The 24,479-nt window shown below is 62.4% G+C and carries 23 protein-coding genes; 12 read left to right on the top strand and 11 right to left on the bottom strand.

Features of this window, described 5'->3' with window-relative positions; translation table 11 throughout:
* Positions 1 to 3 precede the first annotated feature (3 nt).
* From ABIE52_RS16190 to ABIE52_RS16180, 3 genes are read right to left on the bottom strand one after another with little or no spacing between them, the layout of a single operon-like run.
* Positions 4 to 636, bottom strand: a complete 633-nt coding sequence (locus ABIE52_RS16190; protein ID WP_064443187.1) for a class I SAM-dependent methyltransferase — start codon at positions 634 to 636, stop codon at positions 4 to 6.
* A gap of 21 nt (positions 637 to 657) precedes the next feature.
* On the bottom strand, positions 658 to 3,141 hold the full coding sequence (locus ABIE52_RS16185; protein ID WP_192712003.1) for an FtsX-like permease family protein: 2,484 nt from the start codon (positions 3,139 to 3,141) through the stop codon (positions 658 to 660).
* Positions 3,141 to 3,923, bottom strand: coding sequence for an ABC transporter ATP-binding protein (locus ABIE52_RS16180; RefSeq protein WP_051649487.1), 783 nt, complete (start codon positions 3,921 to 3,923; stop codon positions 3,141 to 3,143). Before ABIE52_RS16180 ends, ABIE52_RS16185 begins: the two co-directional genes overlap by 1 nt.
* A 109-nt stretch (positions 3,924 to 4,032) precedes the next feature.
* Here ABIE52_RS16180 and ABIE52_RS16175 point away from each other — a divergent pair, with 109 nt between their 5' ends.
* The 4 genes from ABIE52_RS16175 (at position 4,033) to murJ (ending at position 8,816) form a co-directional block, all read left to right on the top strand.
* Positions 4,033 to 5,271: a sensor histidine kinase gene (locus ABIE52_RS16175; protein ID WP_354541499.1), complete on the top strand. Its 1,239-nt coding sequence runs from the start codon at positions 4,033 to 4,035 to the stop codon at positions 5,269 to 5,271.
* A complete protein-coding gene (locus ABIE52_RS16170; RefSeq protein ID WP_003945784.1) occupies positions 5,259 to 5,900 on the top strand; it encodes a response regulator transcription factor in 642 nt (213 codons plus the stop codon). Before ABIE52_RS16175 ends, ABIE52_RS16170 begins: the two co-directional genes overlap by 13 nt.
* Positions 5,901 to 6,061: 161 nt before the next feature.
* Entirely contained in the window at positions 6,062 to 7,090 is a 1,029-nt protein-coding gene (locus tag ABIE52_RS16165; protein WP_003945837.1) for a beta-ketoacyl-ACP synthase III, read from the top strand.
* Positions 7,091 to 7,187: 97 nt separating this feature from the next.
* A complete protein-coding gene (murJ, locus tag ABIE52_RS16160) occupies positions 7,188 to 8,816 on the top strand; it encodes a murein biosynthesis integral membrane protein MurJ (protein ID WP_354541498.1) in 1,629 nt (542 codons plus the stop codon).
* Here the strand turns inward: murJ and ABIE52_RS16155 are convergent.
* From ABIE52_RS16155 to ABIE52_RS16145, 3 genes are all read right to left on the bottom strand, one after another.
* Positions 8,802 to 9,956, bottom strand: coding sequence for an alkaline phosphatase family protein (locus ABIE52_RS16155; RefSeq protein ID WP_192712005.1), 1,155 nt, complete (start codon positions 9,954 to 9,956; stop codon positions 8,802 to 8,804). The genes murJ and ABIE52_RS16155 overlap by 15 nt on opposite strands.
* Before the next feature lie 135 nt (positions 9,957 to 10,091).
* Positions 10,092 to 10,865 (bottom strand): VOC family protein, encoded by a 774-nt coding sequence (locus ABIE52_RS16150; protein ID WP_042452552.1) that lies wholly within the window; start codon positions 10,863 to 10,865, stop codon positions 10,092 to 10,094.
* A 263-nt stretch (positions 10,866 to 11,128) separates the two neighbouring features.
* Complete coding sequence (locus ABIE52_RS16145; protein ID WP_042452549.1) at positions 11,129 to 12,073, bottom strand: alpha/beta fold hydrolase; 945 nt, start codon at positions 12,071 to 12,073, stop codon at positions 11,129 to 11,131.
* A 219-nt stretch (positions 12,074 to 12,292) separates the two neighbouring features.
* On the opposite strand from ABIE52_RS16145, the gene ABIE52_RS16140 reads away from it, so the two are divergent.
* Positions 12,293 to 12,430 (top strand): hypothetical protein, encoded by a 138-nt coding sequence (locus ABIE52_RS16140; protein ID WP_003945592.1) that lies wholly within the window; start codon positions 12,293 to 12,295, stop codon positions 12,428 to 12,430.
* On the opposite strand, the gene ABIE52_RS16135 is transcribed toward ABIE52_RS16140, so the two are convergent.
* Positions 12,412 to 13,173, bottom strand: coding sequence for an SDR family NAD(P)-dependent oxidoreductase (locus ABIE52_RS16135; protein WP_007734596.1), 762 nt, complete (start codon positions 13,171 to 13,173; stop codon positions 12,412 to 12,414). The two genes, ABIE52_RS16140 and ABIE52_RS16135, sit on opposite strands and share 19 nt — an antisense overlap.
* A 207-nt stretch (positions 13,174 to 13,380) precedes the next feature.
* Between ABIE52_RS16135 and ABIE52_RS16130 the strand changes: the two genes are divergently transcribed.
* Entirely contained in the window at positions 13,381 to 13,509 is a 129-nt protein-coding gene (locus ABIE52_RS16130) for a hypothetical protein (protein WP_007734598.1), read from the top strand.
* A gap of 105 nt (positions 13,510 to 13,614) precedes the next feature.
* Here the strand turns inward: ABIE52_RS16130 and ABIE52_RS16125 are convergent, their stop codons facing one another.
* Positions 13,615 to 14,460, bottom strand: coding sequence for a hypothetical protein (locus tag ABIE52_RS16125; RefSeq protein ID WP_192712006.1), 846 nt, complete (start codon positions 14,458 to 14,460; stop codon positions 13,615 to 13,617).
* Between the two features lie 108 nt (positions 14,461 to 14,568).
* On the opposite strand from ABIE52_RS16125, the gene ABIE52_RS16120 reads away from it, so the two are divergent.
* The 3 genes from ABIE52_RS16120 to ABIE52_RS16110 all read left to right on the top strand — a co-directional run bounded on the left by ABIE52_RS16120 (position 14,569) and on the right by ABIE52_RS16110 (position 18,377).
* Positions 14,569 to 15,804: a cytochrome P450 gene (locus ABIE52_RS16120; protein ID WP_075832365.1), complete on the top strand. Its 1,236-nt coding sequence runs from the start codon at positions 14,569 to 14,571 to the stop codon at positions 15,802 to 15,804.
* Positions 15,801 to 16,364: a TetR/AcrR family transcriptional regulator gene (locus tag ABIE52_RS16115; protein ID WP_054826166.1), complete on the top strand. Its 564-nt coding sequence runs from the start codon at positions 15,801 to 15,803 to the stop codon at positions 16,362 to 16,364. The genes ABIE52_RS16120 and ABIE52_RS16115 overlap by 4 nt, the downstream gene beginning before the upstream one ends.
* Positions 16,365 to 16,463: 99 nt before the next feature.
* Positions 16,464 to 18,377, top strand: a complete 1,914-nt coding sequence (locus tag ABIE52_RS16110) for an alkyl/aryl-sulfatase (protein ID WP_065456075.1) — start codon at positions 16,464 to 16,466, stop codon at positions 18,375 to 18,377.
* A gap of 34 nt (positions 18,378 to 18,411) precedes the next feature.
* Here the strand turns inward: ABIE52_RS16110 and ABIE52_RS16105 are convergent, their stop codons facing one another.
* Genes ABIE52_RS16105 through ABIE52_RS16095 form a run of 3 tightly spaced genes read right to left on the bottom strand, consistent with a single transcriptional unit; the run spans position 18,412 to position 21,019 of the window.
* Entirely contained in the window at positions 18,412 to 19,032 is a 621-nt protein-coding gene (locus ABIE52_RS16105; RefSeq protein WP_192712007.1) for an L-threonylcarbamoyladenylate synthase, read from the bottom strand.
* Between the two features lie 26 nt (positions 19,033 to 19,058).
* A complete protein-coding gene (locus ABIE52_RS16100; RefSeq protein WP_047269546.1) occupies positions 19,059 to 19,484 on the bottom strand; it encodes a MerR family transcriptional regulator in 426 nt (141 codons plus the stop codon).
* Between the two features lie 35 nt (positions 19,485 to 19,519).
* Positions 19,520 to 21,019 carry a SulP family inorganic anion transporter gene (locus ABIE52_RS16095; protein ID WP_233405659.1) on the bottom strand — a complete coding sequence of 500 codons (1,500 nt, stop codon included), beginning with the start codon at positions 21,017 to 21,019 and terminating at the stop codon, positions 19,520 to 19,522.
* 297 nt (positions 21,020 to 21,316) lie between these two features.
* Between ABIE52_RS16095 and ABIE52_RS16090 the strand changes: the two genes are divergently transcribed.
* The 3 genes from ABIE52_RS16090 to ABIE52_RS16080 all read left to right on the top strand — a co-directional run bounded on the left by ABIE52_RS16090 (position 21,317) and on the right by ABIE52_RS16080 (position 24,363).
* On the top strand, positions 21,317 to 22,531 hold the full coding sequence (locus ABIE52_RS16090; protein WP_192712008.1) for an Ig-like domain-containing protein: 1,215 nt from the start codon (positions 21,317 to 21,319) through the stop codon (positions 22,529 to 22,531).
* A 55-nt stretch (positions 22,532 to 22,586) separates the two neighbouring features.
* Entirely contained in the window at positions 22,587 to 23,705 is a 1,119-nt protein-coding gene (locus ABIE52_RS16085; protein WP_047269543.1) for an Ig-like domain-containing protein, read from the top strand.
* Positions 23,706 to 23,994: 289 nt separating this feature from the next.
* Positions 23,995 to 24,363: an Rv1352/Rv1906c domain-containing protein gene (locus ABIE52_RS16080; RefSeq protein WP_003945774.1), complete on the top strand. Its 369-nt coding sequence runs from the start codon at positions 23,995 to 23,997 to the stop codon at positions 24,361 to 24,363.
* The last annotated feature ends 116 nt before the right edge of the window (positions 24,364 to 24,479 follow it).

Genomic DNA, 24,479 nt, shown 5'->3' with positions numbered 1-24,479 from the left:
TTACTAGCCGTTCTTTGCATTGCCAACACCGGATTTGCGTCCGATGACAAGCGCGTCGACCGCGATTCCCGTTTCGGTGTGCCTGTGGGGATTTCCGGCGATCTCGAACTCGAGCTTTCCGTGGAACTCCTGCATCAATTCTTCTGGTGTGTAAAGGATTTCGGGATCTTGCGGCCCGCCGACGCCGTAGTCGATGTTGCTTCGGTCGTGACCCAAAATCATGAGGATTCCGTCAGGTTTCAGAGAATTTATGGCACGGTTCACAACCAGGGTGCGTTGTGGTGCGGGCAGATGAAGGTAAAGAAGCAGGGCCAAGTCGTATCCCTGCCCGTTCCTCGAGGCGTAATCCGCGACGGTGACGTCGCCGCATCGGTAGTCGAGCCGGTCGAGAACCGATCGGGGCGAGCGGGCCGCGATCGTGCGGGCTTTCTCGATCGCGACGGCCGAGTAGTCGATCCCGGTGACCTCCCAACCGCGGGTCGCGAGCCACAACGCGTTACGGCCCTCGCCGCACGCCAGGTCCAGTGCCTGGCCGTGGGGGAGGGCCGTCGCGTATTCCACCAGCAGTTCGTTGGGAGGAGCGCCCCAGACGAGCTCGGTTTCTTCGTACTTCTTGTCCCAGGCCGCCGCATCCATAGATGACGACGGTAGTGCCACTCAGTGGTTACGCACTCCGTCCATCGGGTTCTTGCGTAGAGCGGCGCGCGTCGGGATCGCGATGGAGACAAATCCCAGAACAGCGGTCACCGCGACGATGGAACCGTAGATCGCCGGTGAAATCGCCGGGATCGGCTGCCCGGACACCGCTACGGCAATGCCCATCAGAGGCGGCAGGGCGATCAGTGATCCGACCACGATGGCGATTCCCACCACCATCAACGACTCGATGCGCATCATTGCTCGGACCTGCCTCGTCCGCGAGCCCACCAGTTGAAGGAGCGCGAACTCGCGGGAACGCTCGGCAGTGGCGGCGACCAGGGTGTTCACGACTGCGACTGCGAGATAGCCGAGCAGGACGAGGACGGCGAGGATGCTGACCCACGACTGCATACGACGCTGATCTTCGCCCGCGGCCCCGAACTGGTCCTGGTTCATCGCGGCGATCGAGGGGAACGAGCGCAACGACTGCTGGACTTCGGCCGACCGTCCGGGTTCGGCAGCAACCAGAACGGTGTCGATCAGAGCGTCGGTGGAGTGCTGACGCAAAGTCTCGATCGGCATGGTCACGTCCCCGAATCCGAGGCCGCGACCATATTTTGCGACGACCATGGGATGTACCAGTGTTCCGTCACCCAGATAGAGGTCGACGCGCTGGCCTACCTTGGCTCCGAGGGTGAAGGCGCCGTCTTCGCTCACGGCAACGGTATCGCCGGTCAGAGCGCTGAGGTCGCCCTCGGTCACCGCGAGATCGAGGGTCGCGTCGGCGCTGGCGGCGTCGATGCCCTGGGCCGCGATCGCGCTGTCGGCTGAGCCGCCTTCCTCACCGCTGGGTACCGGGAGGACTTGACTGCGGACCACCGGGTTTGCCGCACTCACTCCGGGCACCGATGCGATCGACTCGAGGAGCGAGGGAGCGATACCGGCTGGTGCGCCGACGATCAGGTCGGCGGTGACGCCCTTGATCGACTGGTTGGTCGCCTCGGCGGCGACGGTGCTCTGGCTGAAGAACTGCACCGAGCCGAGCGCGATTGCGAGAGCCAACGGAACAACCGCCGACGAGAGCCGTCTCGAATTGGATTCGGCGTTGGCGGCAGCGAGAACTTTGGACGCCGACCCACTGCGGCGCAGCGGACCGCCGATCACCTTGATGATGCCGCGCACCAACAAGGGGCCGAGCAGCGCGACCGAGAAGATCAACAACAGTGCGCTCGAACCGGCTCCAGCGGCCGCCACGCTGCCGGGCAGGAAAGCAGGGAGGACGCAGGCGCTGAGGCCGGCGGCGCCGAAGATCAGCCCGGTGACGATGCGTCCGCGGCTCAGTTTCGCCGGGCCGCTTTCGGATTCGCGAAGCGCTTCGACGGGGTCGAGCTTCGCCGGTCGTCGTGCCGCGATCGCCGCTGCCGCGCGGGCAGTGAGTACGCAGATCAGGAAAGCTGCGATCGCCGGAAGCGGGCTGTAGGCCAGCGCGAAATCGGTGGGCATGACCCCGGCGTCGGCGAACTGTGCGCCCAGCACTCGGGCGAGCAGGTATCCGGGCACCGCGCCGAGAGCTGCCGCCGCAGCAGCAACGAGCAGCACTTCACGTCCGATCATGACGTGCACTTGCCGCGTGGTGGCCCCGATTGCCCGCAACAGAGCGAACTCTCGGCGCCTGGCGTTGATCGAGAGCGACAGCGTGCTGGAAACGACGAACATACTGACCATCAACGCGAGACCGGCAAACGACGCGCAGAGCACGATCAACTGCGTCCGCGCAGCACCGGCGTCGAGGAATTCGATGCCTCCGCGTGCAGTGCCGGTCGAGACCTCCGCACCGGTTCCGGCGAGTGCATCGCGGGCGAGAGCGGCAGCGTTGACGCCTTCGGGAGCGATCAATCCGACTGCGGTGACAGCGTTCTGGTGCGGCCACAACCGTTCGGCCTCTGCGTCGTCGAGGAAGACGAGTGCCGGACGGTCGGGTGACGGCACCGAAGCCGAATCAGCTGTGCCGACGACGGTGTACTCGTCCGTTACCGCGCCGTGAGCCAGCGTGATTCGCTCGCCGAGCGCGGCGCCCGTGGTCGAGACCACCTCGTCGCGGCTCTGCGGAGCGCGCCCCTCGGTGAGCGAGTACGGCGCCAATTGTGCTGTGTTCCAAGGATGTGCATCGAGTACGACGCCCTCGGCGGTGCTGACGGGGACGGAGATGTCGGGAACCACGGTGACATCGAGTGCGTCGAGCTTGCGGACCGTATCGCCGGCGAGGAGAACTCGCTCGGCAAAGGGCTGATCGGCGTCTTCCTTGACCTCGAGCGCCTGTGGCGCACTCACGACGGCGTCGGCACCGGCGTAGAGATGTGGTGAGACACCGCCTCGCACTCCCGATTCCAGCAGCACACCCAGACCGCAGGTGAGGAGCGCTGCGCAGAATACGGAGACGAACACGGCGACGAAACCGGAGCGATGCGCTTTCAGGTGCGCAAAGGTGTGCGCTTTCATCATCACCAGTCCCCGAGGTGTGTCATGCGCTCGGCGATCTGCTGCGGGGTCGGGCGGTCGATGTGCCCGACAAGTTTCCCGTCGGCGAGGAACAGCACACGATCGGCGTACGACGCGGCCACCGGGTCGTGCGTGACCATGACGATGGTCTGGTCGAACTCGGCGGCTGTCCGGCGCAACAACTCCAGAACCTGCTTGGCGCTACGGGAGTCGAGGGCGCCGGTCGGTTCGTCGGCAAAGAGTGCGTCGGGGTGGGTGACGAGGGCGCGTGCGATGGCGACGCGTTGCTGCTGACCGCCGGACAACTCGGAGGGTTTGCGCTTGCGGTGCGATCCGAGTCCGACGGATTCGAGGACGAAGGTCAGGTACTGCTTGTCGGCTCGTCGCCCGGCGAGGAGTAGGGGGAGCGTGACGTTCTGCTCGACGTCGAGAGCGCCGAGCAGGTTGTAGGCCTGGAAGACGAAACCGATGTGATCGCGACGGAAGATGCTGCGGGCCTTCGGCTTCAGTTGTGAAATTTCGGTGTCGCCCAGCCACACCGATCCGCTGCTCGGTCGGTCGAGGCCCGCGGCGCAGTGCAGGAAAGTGCTCTTACCTGATCCGGACGGGCCCATCACTGCGGTGAAGGTGCTGCGCGGCAGAGTGAGGCTGACGTTGTCGAGGGCGGTCACGGCGCCGCGGCCGTTGCCGTAGACCTTGCTGACCCCTTCGAGTCGCACGGCAGATGTTCGAGCTCCCGTGGCACCAGGAGCCGGCGGGGCGAGGACCGAGTGTCGATTCTTCATGGGAAGAACGCTATGGAGATTCGCCATTCGTCGACATCCAGCAGAGTCCCGAATCAATGGTGTAGCCAGCTGTAGTGGATCGTGCGGTGTGGTGCGGCATGCTGGGGCAGTGAAGAAGAGAACCAGGGCTGCGGTGTACGTGCTCGTCGAGGGCGCGGCAGCTGTGGTTTCCCTGTTCTTGCTGATGGTCGGTCTCATTCTGTTGTCGCTCTCGATTCTGATCGTCGGCTGGTTGCTGTTGCCGTCGTACGTGCGAGTGCTCCGGTGGTGGGCCGGCCTGGCTCGCAAACGCACCGCTGCGTACACCGGACGCCCTGTTCTGCAGCGATACCCACCGATGCCCAGCAATCCGACATTCGGGGACTGGAGCCGGTTCCTCACCGATCAGTCGACGAGGCGCGACGCGGCCTGGTTGTCGATTCATGGTCTGGGTGCTTTCGTCGCGGCGATGCTGACCATTGCTCTGCCACTCGGTGCGCTCAATGCGATTGCCGTCCCGCTGTACTGGCAGCAGATGCCCGCGGGCGAACCCGTCAACAACCCGTACCCCGTGACGTCGTGGCTGGGCGCTGCCGGAATGCCGTTGATCGGCATCCTGTACTTTCTGATCGCGTGGTGGTTGATCCCCGCGATGGCGAAATGGATCAGCTGGTCGACCACGACTTTGCTTGCGCCGGATACGCGTTCGGACCTCTCGAAGCGCGTCACCGCCCTGACGGCCAGCCGCGCTGCGGCGCTCGACGCGCATTCGGCCGAACTCAAGCGCATCGAGCGGGATCTGCACGACGGAGCGCAGAACCGTCTGGTCGCGGTGGTGATGATGTTGGGGATGGCCGAGCGGTCGTTGCAGAACAATCCGGACCAGGCTCTGCCACAACTGCATCGGGCCCAAGATGCGGCCACCGAGGCGTTGAGCGAACTCCGGACGTTGGTGCACGACATCTACCCGCCGATCCTCGACGAGTTGGGTCTGGAGGGCGCGATCTCGGCGCTCGCCGGGCGCTCCGCCGTGCCCTGCGTACTCGAGATCGACGAGCTCCGCCGTGCCCCGGCTGCCGTCGAGGCTGCTGCGTACTTCGTCGTCGCCGAGGCCTTGACCAACGTCGCAAAACACAGCGGAGCGCGCAGTGTCACCGTCACGGCACGGACGGAGACGTCGGACGACTCGTCGGGTGAGACGATGCTCATCGACGTGATCGACGACGGTCACGGCGGCGCGAACGAACGCCCGGGCGGCGGCGTGGCGGGTATTCGACGCCGGGTCGAGGCTTTCGAAGGAACCGCAGTATTGGAGAGCCCGGAGGGTGGACCGACAACGATGAGGGTGGAACTACCGTGCGGATTCTGATTGCCGAGGACGACGCTCTCCTGCGAGAGGGGCTGGCACTGCTGCTCCGCGGAGAGGGCTTCGAGGTGTCTGCCGTCTCCGACGCCGCACAGTTCCTCACGGTGTTCGAGGAGACCGCCCCCGACGCCGCGGTGCTCGACGTCCGGATGCCTCCTACTTTCACCAACGAGGGACTTCGAGCGGCGATCGAGGTGCGCAAGCTTCGCCCGGGCTTTCCCGTCCTGGTCCTTTCCGCGTACGTCGAGGATCGCTACGCCGGTGAATTGTTGGCAGGAGGCGCCGGCGGGGTCGGGTACCTGCTCAAGGAACGGGTCGGCAAGGTAGCCGAGTTCGTCGACGCATTGAACCGGGTCGTCGACGGCGGAACCGTGATGGATCCCGAGGTCGTATCCCAACTGATGAGCCGTCGACGCGCCGACGATCCGATCAGATCGCTGACGCCACGCGAGTCCGAGGTTCTCGGACTGATGGCGGAGGGGTTGGGAAATCAGGAAATCGCCAGGAAACTGGTCGTCAGCGACACCGCTGTGAGCAAGCACATAGGAAATATCTTCGCAAAACTCGGCCTGTCGGCTTCCGAAAGCGGGCATCGTCGTGTTTTGGCAGTTCTAGCTCATTTGCGCGCCTGATCGTGGATCTGGACTACATACCTGACCGAAGCGTAATGTGAGCCAGCCTCATGTTGTTGCCGTGATCGAACGGTGACCTGAGAGGCAGGGGCTTATGTCCTGTACGTAACGTGTGATGTCGAATGCGCGTCATCACCAGAAACCAACGAGGAGATCGATCAATGGGTAAGCCGATTGCCAGTGTGGCCGGAGGTCGGCAGTCCGTCCTTCTCGGGCTCGGCGTTCACCGCCCGGAGCGAGTCGTGACCAACGACGAGATCTGCGAGCTGATCGATTCCACCGACGAGTGGATCCAGACGCGATCGGGTATCAAGTCGCGCCGGTTCTCCGGCGAAGGTGAAGGCATCCTCGCGATGTCGATCAGCGCGGCGCGTAAAGCACTGGACGTCAGCGGCATTGCCCCTGAGCAGATCGGCGCCGTGATCATCGCGACGTCGACGTGGGACCTGCAGACTCCTCAGGCTGCGTCCATCGTCGCCCACGAGCTCGGCATCAAGGGTCCGGCTGCATTCGACGTCGCGGCAGGCTGCGCCGGTTTCTGTACCGCCCTTGCGGTGGCCAGCGACCTGGTTCGCGGCGGCACGGTTGATCACGTACTCGTCGTCGGCGTCGAGTTGATGAGCGAGGCCACCGAGCCCACCGATCGCAGCGTGCGCTTCATCTTCGGTGACGGCGCAGGCGCAGTTGTCGTCGGCCCGAGTGACACCGTCGGAATCGGCCCGGTCGAGTGGGGTTCGGACGGCAGCCAGTCCGACGCCATCGTTCAGGAGCCCAGCTGGCTCGACTACACCAAGAACCCGACCGGACCTCGTCCGTGGATCAAGATGGCCGGTACCGCGGTGTTCCGCTGGGCTGCCTTCGAGATGGGCAAGGTCGCCACTCGCACCCTGGAGAAGTCGGGGCTGGGTATCGAGGACATCGACGCTTTTGTGCCGCACCAGGCAAACCAGCGCATCAACGAGGTCATCGCTCGCAGCATGAAGCTGCCCGAGGGCTTCCCCGTCTCCAACGACATCGCCGAGACGGGCAACACGTCCGCGGCCTCGATCCCGCTCGCCATGGAGCAGATGCTGCGCGACGGCCAGTGCAAGCCGGGCGACAAGGCATTGCTTCTCGCCTTCGGTGCGGGCCTGTCCTTCGCCGGTCAGGTTGTCGTCATGCCGCCGTTGGCTGGAGCAGAATCCGCCTGATTGTTCCTTTCGCAAGGGCGCCTCGAACCCACGGTTCGGGGCGCCCTTCCGTTTCCGTCCGGATCGTCGAACGTCTGCGATGTGGCACTCTGGCGAGATGGTCGAGAACGTGGGGGAGTCCGAACGGGAGTCCGAACGTAATGGTGTGACGGGCGGCAGCTTGGCAAAGATGGGCGGGCAAGTGGCGCTCGCCAGCACGGTCAGTCGCATCACCGGCTTCGTCCGCACCCTTGCCCTTGCCGCGGTCCTGGGCATCGCCCTGGTCAGTGATGCGTACAACGCGGCCAACAGCTTCCCGAACATGGTCTATCAGCTCCTCCTCGGCGGGATTCTCGCCAGCGTCCTGCTTCCGTATCTGACGCGGCAACGGAGCCGTGGGCGGACGCTCGAACGAGAGCAGACGCAGCGCGTTCTCACCGTCGGAGCGCTGGCTCTTGCGCTCGTGACGGTAGTGGCCGTGGTGTGCGCGCCGCCTCTGGTCTCGGCCGTGATCGATGATCCGGCTCAACGAGAGCTCACGACGCTCTTCGCGTACTTGCTTCTTCCGGAGATCTTCTTCTACGGCGTCACGGCGATGATGACGGCTGTGCTCAGCGTTCGATCGGTGTTCGGCGCGCCGGCCTGGGCACCGGTGATCAACAACGTCGTCCTTCTGGTGACGGTCGCGGTCTTCCTGTGTATCCCGGGACCGGTGGCTCTGACTCCCGAGTCGATGACCACCGCGCAGGTTCTGGTGATCGGTATCGGCACTCTGCTCGGGATCGTGGCGCAAACCGCCGTCGTTGCTCGAGCGCTGCACCGCAACGGGTTTCGGTGGTGCCTTCGCGTGCGCGTCGTACCGCACACCTGGCGACCGGTGCGCGTCGGGGCGCCGTTGCTCGGCTGGGTACTTGTGTACGTCGTTGCCGGCCAGATCGGTGTGTGGGTGACGATGAAGGTCACTCTCTCCCGTCACGTCTACTCGATGTACACGCACGCGGATCTGCTGTTTCAAGTGGCGTACGGCATTCTCGGTGTGTCGTTGTTGACGGTGCTGATGCCGCGGATCGCCAGGTCGGTTGCTGCGGGTGACGACGTCGGCGTCGTATCCGATCTCGGCCGGGGAGCCCGGTATTCTGTGGTGGCGCTGATCCCGGTGACTGTGGCGCTCATGGTGTTCGGTCCCTCGTTGACCACCTTGATCTTCTTCGGCCGGGTCGACGGCAGCAGTGCCCGGTTGATCGGGACGGCCGTTGCGGTCAGTGCATTCGGGCTGGTGCCCTTTGCGATGGTCATGCTTCAGCTGCGAGTGTTCTACGCCGACAACAACACCCGAACTCCCGCGGTGATCGCCCTGGTGATGGTGGTCGCCAAGACTGCGCTCGTCCTTCTTGCGTCACTGTCGGCGAGTGACGAAAGGCTGGTCCTGGCCGTCTGTGCCGCCGGCTCGTTCTCCTACGTGTGTGGAGCGGTACTCGGCCATATCCTTCTTCGAAAGCGATACGGGCTGTTGGGATTCCGTCGCGTGCAGGCCACCGTCGGAAGGATTTCGGCGGCGGCAATTCTGGCAGGTGGTTGTGCGCTCGCTTTGGTGGTGGCGGTTCAGAACCGAGTTCCCGAGCCCAGGCTTGCTGCTGTTATTTCATTGTCGGCGGGTGCGGCCGTCGGTGCCGTCGTCCTGTTGGGCGCATGCAAGGTCGTCGGTGTTCCCGAGATTCGCCGGGCGCGAGCCCTACTGCTGTCCTGAGGACAAGAGCGGTACCAGCAGTTCGTCCGGAGTGAGGGCGCCGTGCTGTCCACGGAGGCCGGACAGTCCCGATTCGACAGATCGACGTACGACGGCCACGTCCCCGGACGCAATGGCGATGACATCCCCGATCCGGCCGTGATACTCGGAATGCACTGCAGGCCCGAACAATCCTGCGACTATGCCCTCGGACCTCGTCCCGATCCACATGCGGTCACCCAGTTCGGCGCGCCAGCGGTCCGCAACATCTTGTGCAGCGCCTTCTCGGGTGTGGATGTGACGACATCTAGGTTCACCGGCAAGAGCGAGTACATCTTTGGACAGAATTGGAGTGTTGTCGAAGTCGATCTTGTTCTCGTCCGACACGTCGACCATTCCGTGGTCTGCCGTCACCAGCAATCTCACGTCCGGGCCGAGTGCAGCGGCGAGTTGCTCGACCAGTCGATCGACCAGCATCAGTTGGAAGATCCACGGCTCGGACTCGGGTCCGTAGACGTGGCCGAGTGCATCGATCTCGCTGATGTAGCAGTACGTGAACGTGCGGTCGGCAGATTTCGACGCCGCCACGGTGCGAGCGAGGAGGTCTCCGTATGCCTGGATTCCGGCGAACTGGGCACCGCGCATCCCGGCACGGGTGAGGCCGCTGCCGTCGAACTTCGACGGTACGACGGTTGTAACGGTGATGCCGGCCGCGGCGGCGCGATCGAACGTCGTGGCCTGCGGCTGCAGGGTTTCCGGGACGATGGAGTCGGTCTGAGATTCCTTCTTGCCCGCGCTGTGCCAACCCAGCCAGTTGAACACCGAATCGGCTTCTTCGACGTAGGACTGGTAGCCGGTGATGCCGTGCGCTCCCGAAGGCAGACCGGTCCCCAGTGAGACGATGCTGGTGGCCGTCGTCGTGGGGAAGCCTGCCCGGATGGGCGTTCCGATCAGTGAATTCAGGAATGGTGCATGTTCGCCGTTGCGGGCGAGCAAATTCGCGCCCATCCCGTCTACCAGCAGAATTACGGTCTTCTTGCTGGGCTGTAGATCGAGACGGTTCGCTTCGCCGCTCACTCCGAGAGAAGCGAGTACCGACGGCGCAAGCGTCGACAGAGTCGGCTGCGAGTACACATCGAGGAGAGGGGCGGGGGCGGGCATCCCATGAGATTAGGCGTTGGACGCAGAAAACTGCATACCTTCTGGGCGAGTGTTCAAATCTGTGCGGTCAAATCCGGACTTTCCAGATGATCAGCGCGCAGAGACCGCGGACCGGTGCGGCCTCCGCGCGGAGATTCATTCCATGATCGTGGAGATCTGGAACTTGGCACCTAGTGGATCGGCCACCGACGCGAGACGACCGAAGGGCGTGTCCTCGGGATCGCGCAAGACGCTGCCGCCGAATTCGACGACCTTGGCGACGGCCGCATCGGTGTCGTCCGCCCCGAAGTACACCTGCCAGAACGACGGCGCCTCTGCCGGGAGGAACGAGCTGGCATCCATCAAACCGGCGACGACGGTGTCGCCCTGCTTGGCCTGTGAGTACCGGAACTCGTCGCTGTCACCGATCGACTCGTAAGTCCAGCCGAACACGTCGGTGTAGAACGGCAGGACCGCGGCGTAGTTCTTGGACAAGGTCTCGTGCCAGACCGGCGCTCCGGCCTCGCCGACCAAACCGAAGCCGTGATGCTGATCTGCCTGCCAGATGCCGACGACGGCACCGGCCGGATCGCCCACGATCGCCATGCTGCCCTGAGGACCGACCTGCATCGACGGCATCATGATCGTTCCGCCCGCGGCTTGGGCCTTGGACGCCGACGCTGCCGCATCAGTCGAGGAGATGTAGGTGGTCCACACGTTGCCGTAGGGGTTTCCCTCCTGCTGGGGTCCGAGCCCGGCGATGGGCTGCCCGTCTTTGCTGAAGATCGCGTAGCCGCCGTACTGCGGGTCGTCGTTTGTGTCAGCCTGCCAGCCGAACACGTTGGTGTAGAAGGATTTGGCAACCTCGGTGTCGGAGCTGGTGAGGTCGATCCAACAGGGTGTTCCGTCGAGCGCTGTGCGTGCGGGCATCTGAAAACTCTCCTTAACCGAAACGGATACACAAGCAGGGGACGCGGAAATGTTTGGCCGAGGAAGGCCTGAATCTCACGCTACGCGCGTACCCCGACACATTCCCAGGGTTCGAGAGCTTTGGGGTATGTGACCGTTTCGCGTTCCCCGGTGGGCCGGACCTGCCAACGCAGACGACCGCCGAATCGTTCTTGATACTCCGAAGTTGATGGGGCACTTGCTCGATCGGCGAGGCCGTTCCGCGGGTGTAGTGCCGGTACGTGTCAGCTCCTGATCAGCCCCGTGCGATCGAGCCACGCGAGCGCATGACGGGTGAACTCGTCCGGAATCTCCAATTGTGGGGTGTGGCCGGTGTCGCCGAGAATGATGGTGGTCCAGTGTGGATGTGCAGCAGCGGCTGCCCGTGCGGCCTCGACCGGGACAAGCCGATCGCGATCGCCGTGCATCAGGAGCGTCGGAGTCGTGATCTCTCGCAATGTCTTTCGATAGGAGGCAGGACGGGCGAGGGTCATCAGCAGTGACCGTGCTGCCTGAAGGAATTCGGCATCCTGGGTAGGTTCGTTGCGGCGAATCGCCGTCAAGGCAGCGCCCGCGTCGAGGACCGCGGGGTCGGCTCGCGTCGGATCGGCAAAACACAATCTGGTCATCTGAGCGGCCAACTGCCGGTCTGACATCTTTCGGCGTCCGAAGCCGAGAACCTGCTCACCGACGTACGGCATCGAGTAGAGCGCGAATTGGGCGGCGACGGTCAGATCGGGAAGTTGGACGGGCAGGGGGAGCGCCGGATCCACCAGCACCAGGCCGGCGACTGATTCGGGACTGGCATGGGTCGACATTGCCGAGACCATTCCGCCCATGGAATTGCCGAACAGGACGGCGGGCTCACCCACCACTGTGTCGAGAAAGCGATTCAGAAGTACTGCGTTGGCGTCGACGCCGGTGTGTCGCCCACGGGCAGAGGTGAGTCCGAATCCGGCGAGGTCAAGTGCGTACACGCGCGTGCGCGCCGCCAGCGCCGGTGCCACCCGCACCCAGTTCAGGTGCGAGCCGCCCAGACCGTGAACGAGCACGATGGGCGGCGCTCCGCTGGGACCGCCGAAGTCGATCCAGTGAACGTCACCGCCGAGATCGGTGATGTTGCTTGTCCCGCCCCACGGGTGTGTGAGGGTGCTTCCGTCGGTGAGTTGGGCCGAAACAGCGGATTCCATACCTGCCAGGATGCACCGAGGTGTCGTCGTAGTCACGCACGCGTTCCGGTTCGGGATCCGAATATGTGTCATCGATCACGGATTCTCAAGAAGCTCAGGAAACGGGCAAAACGGAATTTGACTGGTGTTCAGCACTTTTCGAGGCTGTCGCCGCTTTCCGACGGCCGTGGCGCGCGTCCGGCGGAGGTCGGTTCGGGCATACTGAAAACCATGTGGTGGATGGTCGGGCTCATAGTGCTGGCCGCGCTGGTTTTGGCATCCGTTCTGGTCGGTTTCGTTTTCCGCCGCCCGATCGCCGAAGCCAAGTCGGCGGTGCTTGCCTTCGACGACGCCAGCTCTCAGCCCCAGCGCGACTGACCACCGTCGAGCGGAATTGTTGCTCCAGTCAGATACGCGGCATCCGGGCCGACCAGGAAAGCCACCGCGGTGCCGATGTCCGTCTCGCAGTCTCCGATCCTGCGGAGCGGAATACCGGCAACAAAAGCGGCAGCCTCTTCCGGGCGTGCATCTGCCCACCGCTGCAGCCCCGGCGACGACGCGTGGGGAGCAACCGCGTTGACCCGGATCCCGTCGACGCCCCATTCGCATGCTGCCGCGCGACTGAGGGCTCGGACGGATTCCTTCACGGCCGCGTAGCCGCCGTAGCCGGCAGCGTCCCAGCGGACGGCCACGGAGCTGACCATGTTGATGATTGCCCCGCCGCCGCGCTCCTTCATGAACGGGTAACAGGCTTGCATGGTTCGCAGAGTCGCGACGGGGCCGGACGTCAATCCGTCGGCAAGGCGCTCCGGAGTGAGGTCGAGGACGTTGCCGAGCGGGTTGAGGCTGGCGTTGTTGATCAGAATGTCGACGCCGCCGAACAGTTTCACCGTTCGCGCCACGGCTCCGGTGATGGAATCCGCGTCGGCGATATCCATGAGCACCGGTTCGGCACGGCCTCCGCGTTCTGCGATCTCGTTACATGTGACGACGAGTTTCGACTCAGTGCGGCCCGCGACCGCGACGGAAGCGCCCTCCTTGGCGAGCGCAAACGCAACTCCCTGGCCGACGCCTTGCCCTGCGCCAGTGATCAGGGCCACTTTTCCATCCAACTTGCCCACTGCTGTTCTCCTGCTCGTCATTCAACGGTTCCCGAAGCGTTGTCCGAATCGCGCATTGTTACTCGTGGGTTCCCGCTGGATGAGATGTGAGTTACGTCCCACTCAGCGGTGCCGCTTCAAATTTCGGCCGTCTTACGTATATTGTGAGCGCCGTTACACACCGGACGCGCGGAACGCGTACACACATTCCATGATGAGGAGTTAGACATGGGTTCTTCGGACGCAGACCTGGCATTGATCAAGCAGATTCAGCCGGTTATCACGGGTGTTGCTGGCCTGATCTCGGGCATCGGCGCAATCGTCGGACTGGGCGTTGCCCTGCAGTCCTTCAGCTGATTTTTCGCTGAGCTGATCCTCCGGCCCGTGGCCTGAAGGCATTGCCTTCGTGGACGCGGGCCGGAGGTTTGTCTGCACCTGAATATCTGTGTCTTGCAGGCACATTCAATTCTGTGATACGTCCATTGCTGCCGGAACATCCACACCTTCTTCGTAGACCTGGGGTCCGAAGTTCGGCAACGGAGTGTAGTCGAGCATCGCTTCCGAACCGCGGTAGTGGCGGAAGTAGTAGAGCGATCTGTCCGGCCGCACCAGGCTGTCCGGTTCGCTCGTCTTCCATCCCCAGTGGACGTCTGCTCGCAAAATCTCCGACAGCTCCAGTATGTTCTTGCAACCATGGCTCTGTAGCCCAAGGCATTTCAATTCCTCGACGTCTCGCAATTGCCCGTCGCGCGTCCACCTGGATTCGTAGACCAGAGCATCGAGAACGACGCGGTGCGAACCCGCTTGAGTAACGCCGGCAAGTAGAACCTCCCAGTCCAATCCTGGTGCGTGTTGGAGGTATTCGTCGGCGTCGATGAATGCTGCCCATGCGACGGTGTCGCGGTACCGGCTCACGTAATCGACGTACGCCTCTACCTGTCCGTGCACGATCCGACCGTCCGCGTCGCGCGGTTGCCAGTCGACGATCGTCACCGGAAGGTCGTGCAGTTCTTTGCGGAATGCGACCTGAACTTCACTGTCCGACATCGATCGGGTGAAGGCGCCGTAAGAGTTGCCTCTCTTGTCCTCGCTGCGGCCGTGCCAACGGTTGAGACTGAATGCGCTTGTCTTGCGGGTGGACCCGACGGAACCGGTGTTGTCGTAGAGAACAACCTCCCAGCCTTGCTCGATGTGGTGCAGGCACCAGTCCCTGATGAAGGGGAGATGTTCGCGGGGGAGCAGGACCGCAACCACGGCGCGGCGCCCGGCGTCAGAGCTGTTCGGATGATTCTTCGGATCCGTGATCACCCGACACACGATAGTGCTCTGCGTGGATGCGAGTTACTCAATGCTGCTCGTGGGAACGGTTGATCGTAGAACGTTGACACATTTGGCAATTTGTCTCATAGTCGAGTCATGACAACTTCTGTGTCACATTCGCCACGGTTTGTACCTTCCACCGGGGAGTCCTGGCGTTCGCCCTGGGCCATGTACGACGCATTGCGCGAGAACGACCCGGTGCACAACGTTGTGCCGGAAGCTGCGCCGCAGGACGACTACTGGGTGCTCACCCGTCACGAAGACGTCTACAACGCCGCTCGCGACTACGAGACGTATTCGTCGGCAAAGGGATTGACCACTGTCTACGGTGAACTCGAACAGATCGGGATGCAGGACAATCCGCCGTTCGTGATGCAGGATCCGCCAGTGCAGTCGGAGTTCCGGCGCATGGTGTCGAAGGGTTTCACTCCGCGTCAGGTATCGGCGGTCGAGCCGATGGTTCGCGAATTTGTCGTTGAACGTATCGAGGCGCTGAAAGCGCGTGGCAGCGGCGATATCGTCGTCGAGCTCTTCAAACCGTTGCCGTCTATGGTTGTCGCACACTATCTGGGTGTGCCGGAATCGGACCGTGACCAGTTCGACGGCTGGACCGAAGCCATTGTCGCTGCCAATTCGGCAGGTGGTGTGGCCGCGGCAGCGACGACGGCGCAGGCCGCCACCGGTGAGCTGATGATGTACTTCGCTTCGCTGATCGAACGCCGCAAGGTCGAACCGGATGACGACACGATTTCGCACCTACTCGCCGCTGGACTCGGTGAAGACGGCGACATGTCCGGCCTGCTGTCGATTCTGGGCTTCGCCTTCACCATGGTGGCCGGGGGAAACGACACCACGACAGGAATGCTGGGTGGTTCGGTGGCGATGCTGACCGAACGCCTCGACCAGCGTCAGATCCTGCTGGACGATCCCGCATTGATCACCGACGCGGTCGACGAGTTGCTTCGACTCACCTCGCCGGTCCAAGGACTGGCACGCACCACGACGCGAGATGTGGCCTTGGGTGGCAAAGTGATTCCGGCAGGACGTAAGGTTCTGCTGATGTACGGTGCGGCCAATCGTGATCCCGAGAAGTACGGACCCGACGCGGCGGAGTTGGACGTCTTGCGTCGACCGCAGAAGATCCTCACCTTCAGCCATGGCGCCCACCATTGTCTGGGCGCATCGGCAGCTCGAATGCAGGCGCGAGTTGCTTTGGAAGAGTTGCTTTCCCGGATTCCCGACTTCCATGTCGACATCGACGCGATGCAATACGCGCCGGGCAACTACGTGCGTCGTCCGCTCTCGGCTCCGATGTCGGTGACTCGGCCATGAGCAACGACTGGCTCGGCGAGGGGCGCGCCTTGGCGGCAGCCGAGAAAATCCTCGACAGCGCGGCACAATTATTCGTCGCGAAAGGCGTCAACGCGGTCGGTATGGCGGAGATAGCCTCTGCTGCAGGATGTTCCCGGGCCACCTTGTATCGGTACTTCGAGAATCGGCAGGCTCTTCACATTGCGTTCGTTCACCGCGAAGCTCGCAGGCTGGGAACTGCGATCGCGGAATCGGTGGCGACCATCGACGATCCGAGTGAGCGTCTGGAGACGGCCATACTCACTGCAGTGTCCGCGGTGCGTAGCACTCCGACGTTGGCTGCATGGTTCACCCCGGGTGATGCGAGTCTTGCCGGTGAACTTGCCAATTCATCCGACGTCATCAACGGACTTGGTGTCGCGATGCTCGGTGAACTCGGAGCAGGCACAGCGTCGCGGGCGCGCTGGATCGTGCGAGTGATTCTCTCGCTGCTCATGGTGCCGGGGGCGGACGAGAACGACGAGCGGACGTTGGTGCGTGAGTTCGTCGTTGCGCTGTTGATTGCTGGACGGGCCACCTGATCATCCCTTCCGGGTGATGCGCGAGGGCTGCGTGGGGATCGAGGATGAACCGATATCCCGACACAGGTCACCGCGAGTTCCCGAGGAGCGTAAGAGAAGATGACTACACCGTCCGAACTCGACCCCAAGCCCGCCACCGAAGCGACTCGCCTGGCAAATGCCCAGGTTCTCCGTGACCTTCCTTTCGACGACACCTTCGACTTCGAACTGATTTCTCGCGGTCTCGTGGCACCGCTCATCGATGGCGGACTGGTCAAAGGTGACAAAGGGCAGTTCATCTTCTCGTACGACGCCTACGGGTTCGCCGACGGCGATGCACCGGATACCGTCAACCCGAGTCTGTGGCGCCAAGCCACTTTGATGGGAAAGGGCGGTGGACTGTTCAAGCTGGCTGATCGTCTGTACCAGGTGATCGGCCAGGACTTGTCGAACACGACGATCATCGAGGGCGACACCGGGTTGATCATCGGTGACACTCTGATGTCCGCGGAAACAGCCGCTCTCGCGCTGGAGTTGTACTACCAGCACCGCCCGAAGGTTCCGGTCAAGGCAATCATCTTCACGCACTCCCACGGCGATCACTTCGGCGGTGTCAAAGGATTTGTCACCGACGAAGAGATCGAGTCCGGTGCCGTAAAGGTCTACGCACCAGACAGTTTCACGGAGGAAGCGATTTCCGAGAACGTACTTGCCGGCACGGCGATGACACGTCGCGGAATGTACATGTATGGATCGTTCCTGCGTCCGGGGCCACAAGGGCAGGTATCCGGTGGTCTCGGCCTGTCCACTTCGCACGGCACCTCGACGTTCGCCGTGCCTACCGACGTCATCACCGAACCGGTGCACGAAGAGGTCATCGACGGTGTGCGCGTGACGTTCATGCTCGCGCCGGGAACCGAAGCGCCATCCGAAATGCTCTTCTATTTACCAGATTTCAAGGCGCTCGGGTCAGCTGAGGACGTCACGCACACGATGCACAATCTATACACGTTGCGCGGCGCCAAGACTCGCGACGCCAAAGCGTGGTCGCACTACGTGCGTCTGGCAATGGAACTGTTCCCCGACGTCGAAATCATCTTTGCGCAGCATCATTGGCCCACGTGGGGCAACGACAAGATCTTGAAGCTGATGTCGGATCAGGCAGATCTGTACAAGTATCTGCACGATCAGACGTTGCGCCTTGCCAACAAGGGACTGACACCGGTAGAGATTGCCGACCAGATCGAGGTACCCGACGCGATCGGAAAGCAGTGGTACAACCGTGGGTACTACGGCTCGCTCAGTCACAACGTCAAAGCGATCTACACCTTCTATCTCGGTTGGTTCGACGGCGTTCCCGCTCACCTCAATCCCCATCCGCCGGTGGAGAACGGCAAGCGCTACGTCGAAGCCGTCGGCGGACCGGACGCACTTTTGACCAAGGGCAAGCAGGCGTTCGACGACGGCGACTACCGCTGGGCGGCCGAGCTGGTGAACCATCTGGTGTTCGCCGATCCGAGCAATCAGAAAGCGCGAGAGTTGTTGGCGAACACGTACGAACAACTCGGCTACCAAGCCGAGAACGGTACGTGGCGCAACTTCTACCTGGTCGGAGCGATGGAATTGCGGCATCCGCTGGCGCCGATGCCGTCCAACAACCCCACTGGCCCGGCCGTGGTCGCAGTGATGCCGCTCGAGCAGATGCTGGACTTCTGGGCAGTTCGCCTCGACGGTCCCAAAGCAGCCGATGTAGACCTGTCGTTGCGATTCGTGTTGTCGGACACCGCGGACAACGTCCTGGTCACAGTGCGCAACGGCGTGCTGAACTACGACATGGACAAGGCAGATGCTTCGGCCGCCCTGACTCTGACCTTGACCCGTGCCGTGTTCAACGAGGTGTATCTGGGAACGACCTCGCTCACCGAATCCATCAAGGCCGGAACGGCAAAAGCTGTGGGAGATCAGTCCGAACTGGAGACGTTCATCTCGCTGCTGGAGGACTTCGATCTGTGGTTCGATATCGTCACGCCGTGACTGGTCGACTCCATGATGTGGCCCGGGCGGGGGATCATTCGAAACGAGAAGGATCTCCCGCGCCGACCCGCACGATTTCGGGAACACCGGACGAATAGTCGACGACTGTGGTGGGTTCGGTTCCGCAGTCACCCGAGTCGATGACGGCGTCGAGTTGGTGGTCGAGGTCTTCCTTGATCTGCCAGCCGTCCGTCATCGGCTCCTCGGCGCCGGGCAGGAGAAGGGTGCTGGAGAGGATGGGTTCACCCAACTCTTGCAAGAGTGCCCGCACTACCGGGTGGCTGGGGATACGCACTCCGACGGTCTTCTTCTTGGCGTGTGCCAGCCGACGCGGAACTTCCTTCGTGGCGGGAAGGATGAACGTGTACTGCCCAGGCGTAGCCGCTTTCACCGCGCGGAACGCCGAGTTGGTGACGTGGACGAAGTGCCCGAGCTGTGCGAAATCGGCACAGACCAGCGTGAAGTGATGGTCCGAACGCAGATGACGGATCTCGCGGATCCGATCGGTGCCCGAGTGATTGTCCATTCGGGCGCCCAGGGCGTAGCAGGAGTCGGTGGGGTAGGCGATGACCGCGTCGTTGCGCAGCATTTCGACGATCTGGCTGATCGCGCGCGGCTGCGGGTTTTCCGGGTGAACGTCGAAGTATCGGGCCATCAACTCAGCTTAGTTCAGCTTGCAGATCACGAATGCCGTTCACCGTTGAGACTGTGGTCGGCGAGCAAACCCGTCAGCTCTTCGGCGTAGGCGAGTTGCTTACGTAAGTGTGTGCAGCTTTCTTCCGCCCGGGTGTGGCAGTCGGTGACGAATTCGGTTGCAGCGGTGCGCGTTGGCGCGTCCGAAGCTTCGTCGCCGAGCACTGCCAGAGAATCGAGAAGTTGTTTCATTTCTTCGAGACTGAATCCGAGCGGCTTCATTCGTCGGATTACCAGTAGCCGTTGGACATCGGCCTCGGTATAGAGGCGGAATCCTCCGGCGCTCCGCTCGGACGGAGTAACCAGACCGACCTCGTCGTAATGACGAATCGTCTTGATCGACAGTTCGGTGCGTTCGGCAACCTGTCCGATCTGCATGTTCGGCCCTTGGCCCGCATGTTCCGGCTCAGACATCACTCCCACTTTCCTCGCGCTGGGCTTCCATACTCTCAGTGACCGTCACCCAGGCGACCGGACAGGCGCAGGTGGCGCTCGGCCGATGCGTCGTCGAGCCCCACGATCTCGACATTCTTGCCTCTGGCCGCGTACTTGGTGGTGATGGCGTCCAGTGTCGCGACGGTCGACGCGTCCCAGACATGAGACTCGGACAGATCGATGACAATGTTCTTCGGGTCGCCGGCGTAGTCGAACTGGTAGATCAGATCGTTGCTGGATGCGAAGAACAGTTCGCCTCGAACCGCATAGACACGGGTGTCCTCGTCCGGATGCGCGACGTCGATCACTTCGGTGAGATGCGCGACGCGGCGAGCGAAGATGACCATCGCGGTGATCACTCCGACGATCACGCCGTAGGCAAGATTGTGGGTCGCGACGGTGACTACCACGGTGACCAACATGACCACTGTCTCGCCGATCGGCATGCGGCGCAGGGTCTTCGGATTGATGCTGTGCCAATCGAAAGTGCCGACCGAGACCATGATCATGACGGCCACCAATGCGGCCATGGGAATCAACGCCACCACATCGCCGAGGCCGACGACGAGTATCAGCAAGAACACGCCCGCCAGGAAAGTCGAGATTCGAGTGCGAGCGCCGGAGACCTTGACGTTGATCATGGTCTGGCCGATCATCGCGCACCCTCCCATGCCCCCGAAGAAGCCGGTGACGATGTTCGCGACGCCTTGGCCCCACCCTTCTCGGGTCTTGTTCGAGTGAGTATCCGTGACGTCGTCGACGAGCTTGGCCGTCATCAACGATTCGAGGAGTCCGACGAGCGCCATGGCCAATGCGTACGGCGCAATGATCGACAGTGTGTGCATGTCCAGGGGGACATCGGGGAACAGTAGCGTCGGTAGGCTCGACGGAAGCTCGCCCTCGTCGCCGACGTTGGGGACATCGAACGCGAAAACGACTGTGGCGGTTGTCAGTAGCACGATTGCCACCAGTGGAGCCGGGACGGCGTTCGTCAGTTTCGGCAGGAATACGAGTAGCAGAAGTGCGACTGCAAGGAGTGGGTAGACGAGCCACGGAACATCGATCAGGTGGGGGAGTTGGGCGATGAAGATCAAGATGGCGAGTGCGTTGACGAATCCCACCATGACGCTGCGCGGAATGAAGCGCATCAACTTTGCGACGCCCAGGAGGCTCAGCACGATCTGGAGAAGGCCGGCCAGAAGGACTGTCGCAATCAGGTAGTCGATTCCGTACTCGCGCGTCAGTGGAGCGACGACCAGTGCGACGGCGCCGGTCGCTGCGGAGATCATTGCGGGTCGTCCGCCGACGACGGCGATGGTCACTGCCATCGTGAACGACGCGAACAGTCCTACCCGCGGATCGACGCCGGCGATGATCGAGAACGAGATCGCCTCGGGAATCAGTGCCAACGCCACGACCAGTCCGGCCAAAACCTCCGTTTTGAGACGGTGAGGTGACCGGAGCGCGGCCCGAACCGAATTGTCGTTGGTGGATGAAGCGATGGTTACTGCCATGAGATTCCGTCCTGACGAGGTTCTCATACTCTACCCTCCTGTAAGGGTAGAGTATGACCGGAGATCTCGCTACGGTGCGAACTTCTGTCGAATTGTGTTTCCCCGCAGTGAATCTCGAATCGCGAGATTGATCGAGAGGGGAAAGGCCTGCGGCGGCGGTCAGATGTGACGACCAGTAACCCTTACCAAGTATTTACCTACTGTGTGGTTTTTGTTTATTGAAAAAGGGTCAACTCGGGCGCTGGCTCCGTTACAGTTCGGCGGCAAACGTCAATCAGGTTGTTCCGAGAGGACATCATGTCAAAACGCCTACTGAATGCTGCGCTCCTTACCGGCCTCCTTGCCGGTGGAACCGCTGTGGCCGTGATTCCGGCAACCGCGGCGCCCGTTGCAGAAACCACGTCGACAACGTTCCATGTCACGTGCCGCGCAGTTCCGAGTGCGTTCTCCGGTCCTTCGTCAGACGGAAAGCCTGCTACGGTGCGGGTTTCGGCTCCGACGGTAGTCGCGCCAGGTCAGGTCTTCGACATCGACGTGGATCCGGGTAGCGTCCAGATCCCGAACGATGTGAGCGGCGCAAGCGTCAAGAAGATCTCGCGTCTGAAGATTGATCTGCCGATTCCGACCAACGCGGAGTTCGTTTCGGCGACGGTCACCGATCCGGGCAATGTTATTGCCGGGAAACCTGCTTCGGTGATTCGTGTCAACGAAGACGGCACTCCCGCAGCGGACGGTCCGATACTCCGGTTGTCCGGCGCAAACGAAGCGATCGGCAACAGTCCGTCATCGTCGTCGGGTGCGCACGGCGGGCTTGCGATCAATGCTCAGTCCGGAGCCGAGACCAACATCGTCTTTCCGAAGATCAGAATCACCGTAAAGGCCGGGCCGTCCGGCGCAGTCGAAACCAATGTGCGGACTTCGGGTGCTGCAGGTACTTTCGGTGGGCCCGAGTCATTTTTGACCTTCCTCCCTCAGGTCAGTCACTGGCTCGCGGGAACCATCTGGGCGCCCACATCCTGCTCGCCGCGCGACGCTGAGACCGGCCCCCTCAATGCCGGTGCCGGCGCCCTGGCATCCACGAAGATCGACGGGGACCTGGGGCCCGTTGATCCTGAGCCAGGCGCGGACATCGTGACTAAGCTCGAAGGACCGGCTACCGCCGCGACCGGTACCAAGGTGTCTTTTGCTTCTCACGTCGATCCGGAAAACACAACGGGAACAGTACAGTTCATGGTCGACGGCAAACCCGTCGGTGACCCGCGGCCGGTGGTTCGCGGTATTGCGCGCCTGGATCTCACCTTCGGTAAGGCGGGTACCAAGTCCGTGACTGCAGTATTCACCGCTACCGGAGACGAGGCGAAGTACACGTCGGCGGCACACGTACTCACGGTGACCGGTGACACCACAGGTCCGGTCGATCCCGACCCGACCGATCCGGGCACTCCGGGCGGTCTCGGCAGCCTCGAGTCCGTTCTGCCGCAGCTGCCGACGGGTTCGCTCGGTGGCAAGTGATCACGGTCCTACCTCACTGAACTTTCAATGGCCGAGTTCTTCTGAAAGGCAACACATGAACCCCCGCACTCTGGCAGTTTGCGCTGTCGTACCAGCACTCGCGGCCGGACTCCTCGCTGTGTTCGCGCCGGTGGCAGCGGCTTCCGATACCGTGACGCGGACAGTTTCATTCGAACACAAGTGCCGGGTCGACGGCGCCACCGATTGGGATTCGTCGTTCTCCGACAACATGGAGGTAACCGCGCCCACGTCCGTGCGTCCCGGCGAACAGTTCACAGTGAAATTGCATCCAGGCACCATGCGTAGTTCGGATTCGGACACCGGTCGTATCAAGTACGACATCGCACTACCGCAAGGGGCAACCCTGGTTTCGTACTCCCTCGTCGGTGATTCGTCGTCCAACTTGACCGGCGAGACTGCGGTGCTGCTCCGGGTGGGCGCAGACGGAAACGCGAACCCGGCGGGTGAGTACCTGCGAATTACCGGTACCGGCAACAAGACAGTCAACGACGGTCCGAGCGCCAGCGACAACAACCCCAAGGAAGGGCTGCAAGTCAAGGCCAACACGGACTTTCGTTTGCCGGCAGTCGAATTGAAACTTGAAGCTCGGTCCGACGAGGGAAACGCGACGACGCACCTGCGCGCCGGGGCGACGAGCCCGAGTATCAAGATCAAAGACACGAGCATGAGTTTCGGTGAGTCCCGGTGGGTCAATGCCGCTGGGTATTGTGTTGCTTCGGGCGAGGGACGCAGCGCCCTCTCGACTACCGAGGTATTCACGACCAACCAGACCGAGACGACGGTCGCTGTCGCGCTGGAGGCACTGACGGGCGAAGACGTCAAGATTGCGGCGAGTATCGACCCGAACCCGGGTGAGGGAACGGTCGAGTTCTTCGACGGCGATACGAAGATCGGCAGCGCCACAGTCGATTCCAATGGCCATGCAGAACTGGTCTGGCCGTTCCGCGACCAGGGCGAGCATCGCATCACCGCAAAGTTCTTGGGTACCAAGAAGTTCAGTTCTTCGGAATCTGCGGACAAGACCGTGACCGTCACCGTGCCTGGTGTCATCGTCGTCGAGCCGGTGGATCCGACGGAACCGGAAACTCCTGGTGGAACCGGAAGCCTCGGGGACATCTTCTCGAAGCTGCCGACGGGCTCACTCGGAGGCTGAGTCACCCAAACGGCAGGGGAGCGTCGACGTTTCGGCTCGAATGCGGGTGTGTGATCGAATACTGGAATGACAGGTTCGAATCATGCCGAGAGCCGCAACGCCGGCGTTCTCTGATCTTCTCAATGGGAGTCTCCGTCACGGAAATCGGGCCAGAACCACAAAAAGGTAGCTCACCAAAACTCGTGCCCTTTTACTACCGTTAGTTGAAGAACTGCGCGAACCGCGGGTTCTTACATCAACAAGCCTTCGAACTCGCCGCTGCGGTTCAGGTATGAACAAGGTAGGGAAAATGCGCAAGGTTAGTTTGCTCGCGTCCGCTGCAGCAGTAGCTGTCGGTGTGGCAATGATCGGGACGTCTGCGGCCTCAGCAGCGCCGGGAACGATTCCCGGTCACGGGCTGTTCGACGTGCCGTGGGAGGTGTTGCCGGGAACCTACACGACGTCTGGGCCCGTATCAGCTGACATGCCGTGCATATACGGCCGAGCAAAAGTCGACGGCGATGGTGAATTGAATGTACTCGAGTTCGAAAGCACCCTCGAACCGGCGACAGTCACGATTCTCTTGACGGATTCTCGCTTCACCACCGCATATTGCTCTGATTGGAAGCGAGTGTCGTCAGTCGGATCGTTGGATCTCGGATCACTTTTCGGGTCATAGACGTCGCCGCTCTGATTCCAGATGGGCCTCTGGCCGTGGCCACGGACCTCTGCTATCTCGGCTAACGCTCGCCTCGCGGATGTGCTCGTTCGTCTCGAGTTTCCGACCACTCGTCG

The organism is Rhodococcus sp. OAS809, assembly GCF_040546695.1.
Lineage (GTDB): Bacteria > Actinomycetota > Actinomycetes > Mycobacteriales > Mycobacteriaceae > Rhodococcus_F > Rhodococcus_F qingshengii.
Note: the sequence above shows the minus strand (reverse complement) of the source record. Positions and strands in the feature narration are given on the sequence as shown.

Excerpts from the sequence above, each read along its gene's own strand:
- ABIE52_RS16190 (WP_064443187.1), bottom strand. The coding sequence starts at position 636 with ATGGATGCGGCGGCCTGGGACAAGAAGTACGAAGAAACCGAGCTCGTC.
- ABIE52_RS16185 (WP_192712003.1), bottom strand. The coding sequence starts at position 3,141 with ATGATGAAAGCGCACACCTTTGCGCACCTGAAAGCGCATCGCTCCGGT.
- ABIE52_RS16180 (WP_051649487.1), bottom strand. The coding sequence starts at position 3,923 with ATGAAGAATCGACACTCGGTCCTCGCCCCGCCGGCTCCTGGTGCCACG.
- ABIE52_RS16165 (WP_003945837.1), top strand. The coding sequence starts at position 6,062 with ATGGGTAAGCCGATTGCCAGTGTGGCCGGAGGTCGGCAGTCCGTCCTT.
- murJ (WP_354541498.1), top strand. The coding sequence starts at position 7,188 with ATGGTCGAGAACGTGGGGGAGTCCGAACGGGAGTCCGAACGTAATGGT.
- ABIE52_RS16155 (WP_192712005.1), bottom strand. The coding sequence starts at position 9,956 with ATGCCCGCCCCCGCCCCTCTCCTCGATGTGTACTCGCAGCCGACTCTG.
- ABIE52_RS16150 (WP_042452552.1), bottom strand. The coding sequence starts at position 10,865 with ATGCCCGCACGCACAGCGCTCGACGGAACACCCTGTTGGATCGACCTC.
- ABIE52_RS16145 (WP_042452549.1), bottom strand. The coding sequence starts at position 12,073 with ATGGAATCCGCTGTTTCGGCCCAACTCACCGACGGAAGCACCCTCACA.
- ABIE52_RS16140 (WP_003945592.1), top strand. The coding sequence starts at position 12,293 with ATGGTCGGGCTCATAGTGCTGGCCGCGCTGGTTTTGGCATCCGTTCTG.
- ABIE52_RS16130 (WP_007734598.1), top strand. The coding sequence starts at position 13,381 with ATGGGTTCTTCGGACGCAGACCTGGCATTGATCAAGCAGATTCAGCCG.
- ABIE52_RS16120 (WP_075832365.1), top strand. The coding sequence starts at position 14,569 with ATGACAACTTCTGTGTCACATTCGCCACGGTTTGTACCTTCCACCGGG.
- ABIE52_RS16115 (WP_054826166.1), top strand. The coding sequence starts at position 15,801 with ATGAGCAACGACTGGCTCGGCGAGGGGCGCGCCTTGGCGGCAGCCGAG.
- ABIE52_RS16110 (WP_065456075.1), top strand. The coding sequence starts at position 16,464 with ATGACTACACCGTCCGAACTCGACCCCAAGCCCGCCACCGAAGCGACT.
- ABIE52_RS16105 (WP_192712007.1), bottom strand. The coding sequence starts at position 19,032 with ATGGCCCGATACTTCGACGTTCACCCGGAAAACCCGCAGCCGCGCGCG.
- ABIE52_RS16100 (WP_047269546.1), bottom strand. The coding sequence starts at position 19,484 with ATGTCTGAGCCGGAACATGCGGGCCAAGGGCCGAACATGCAGATCGGA.
- ABIE52_RS16095 (WP_233405659.1), bottom strand. The coding sequence starts at position 21,019 with ATGGCAGTAACCATCGCTTCATCCACCAACGACAATTCGGTTCGGGCC.
- ABIE52_RS16090 (WP_192712008.1), top strand. The coding sequence starts at position 21,317 with ATGTCAAAACGCCTACTGAATGCTGCGCTCCTTACCGGCCTCCTTGCC.
- ABIE52_RS16085 (WP_047269543.1), top strand. The coding sequence starts at position 22,587 with ATGAACCCCCGCACTCTGGCAGTTTGCGCTGTCGTACCAGCACTCGCG.
- ABIE52_RS16080 (WP_003945774.1), top strand. The coding sequence starts at position 23,995 with ATGCGCAAGGTTAGTTTGCTCGCGTCCGCTGCAGCAGTAGCTGTCGGT.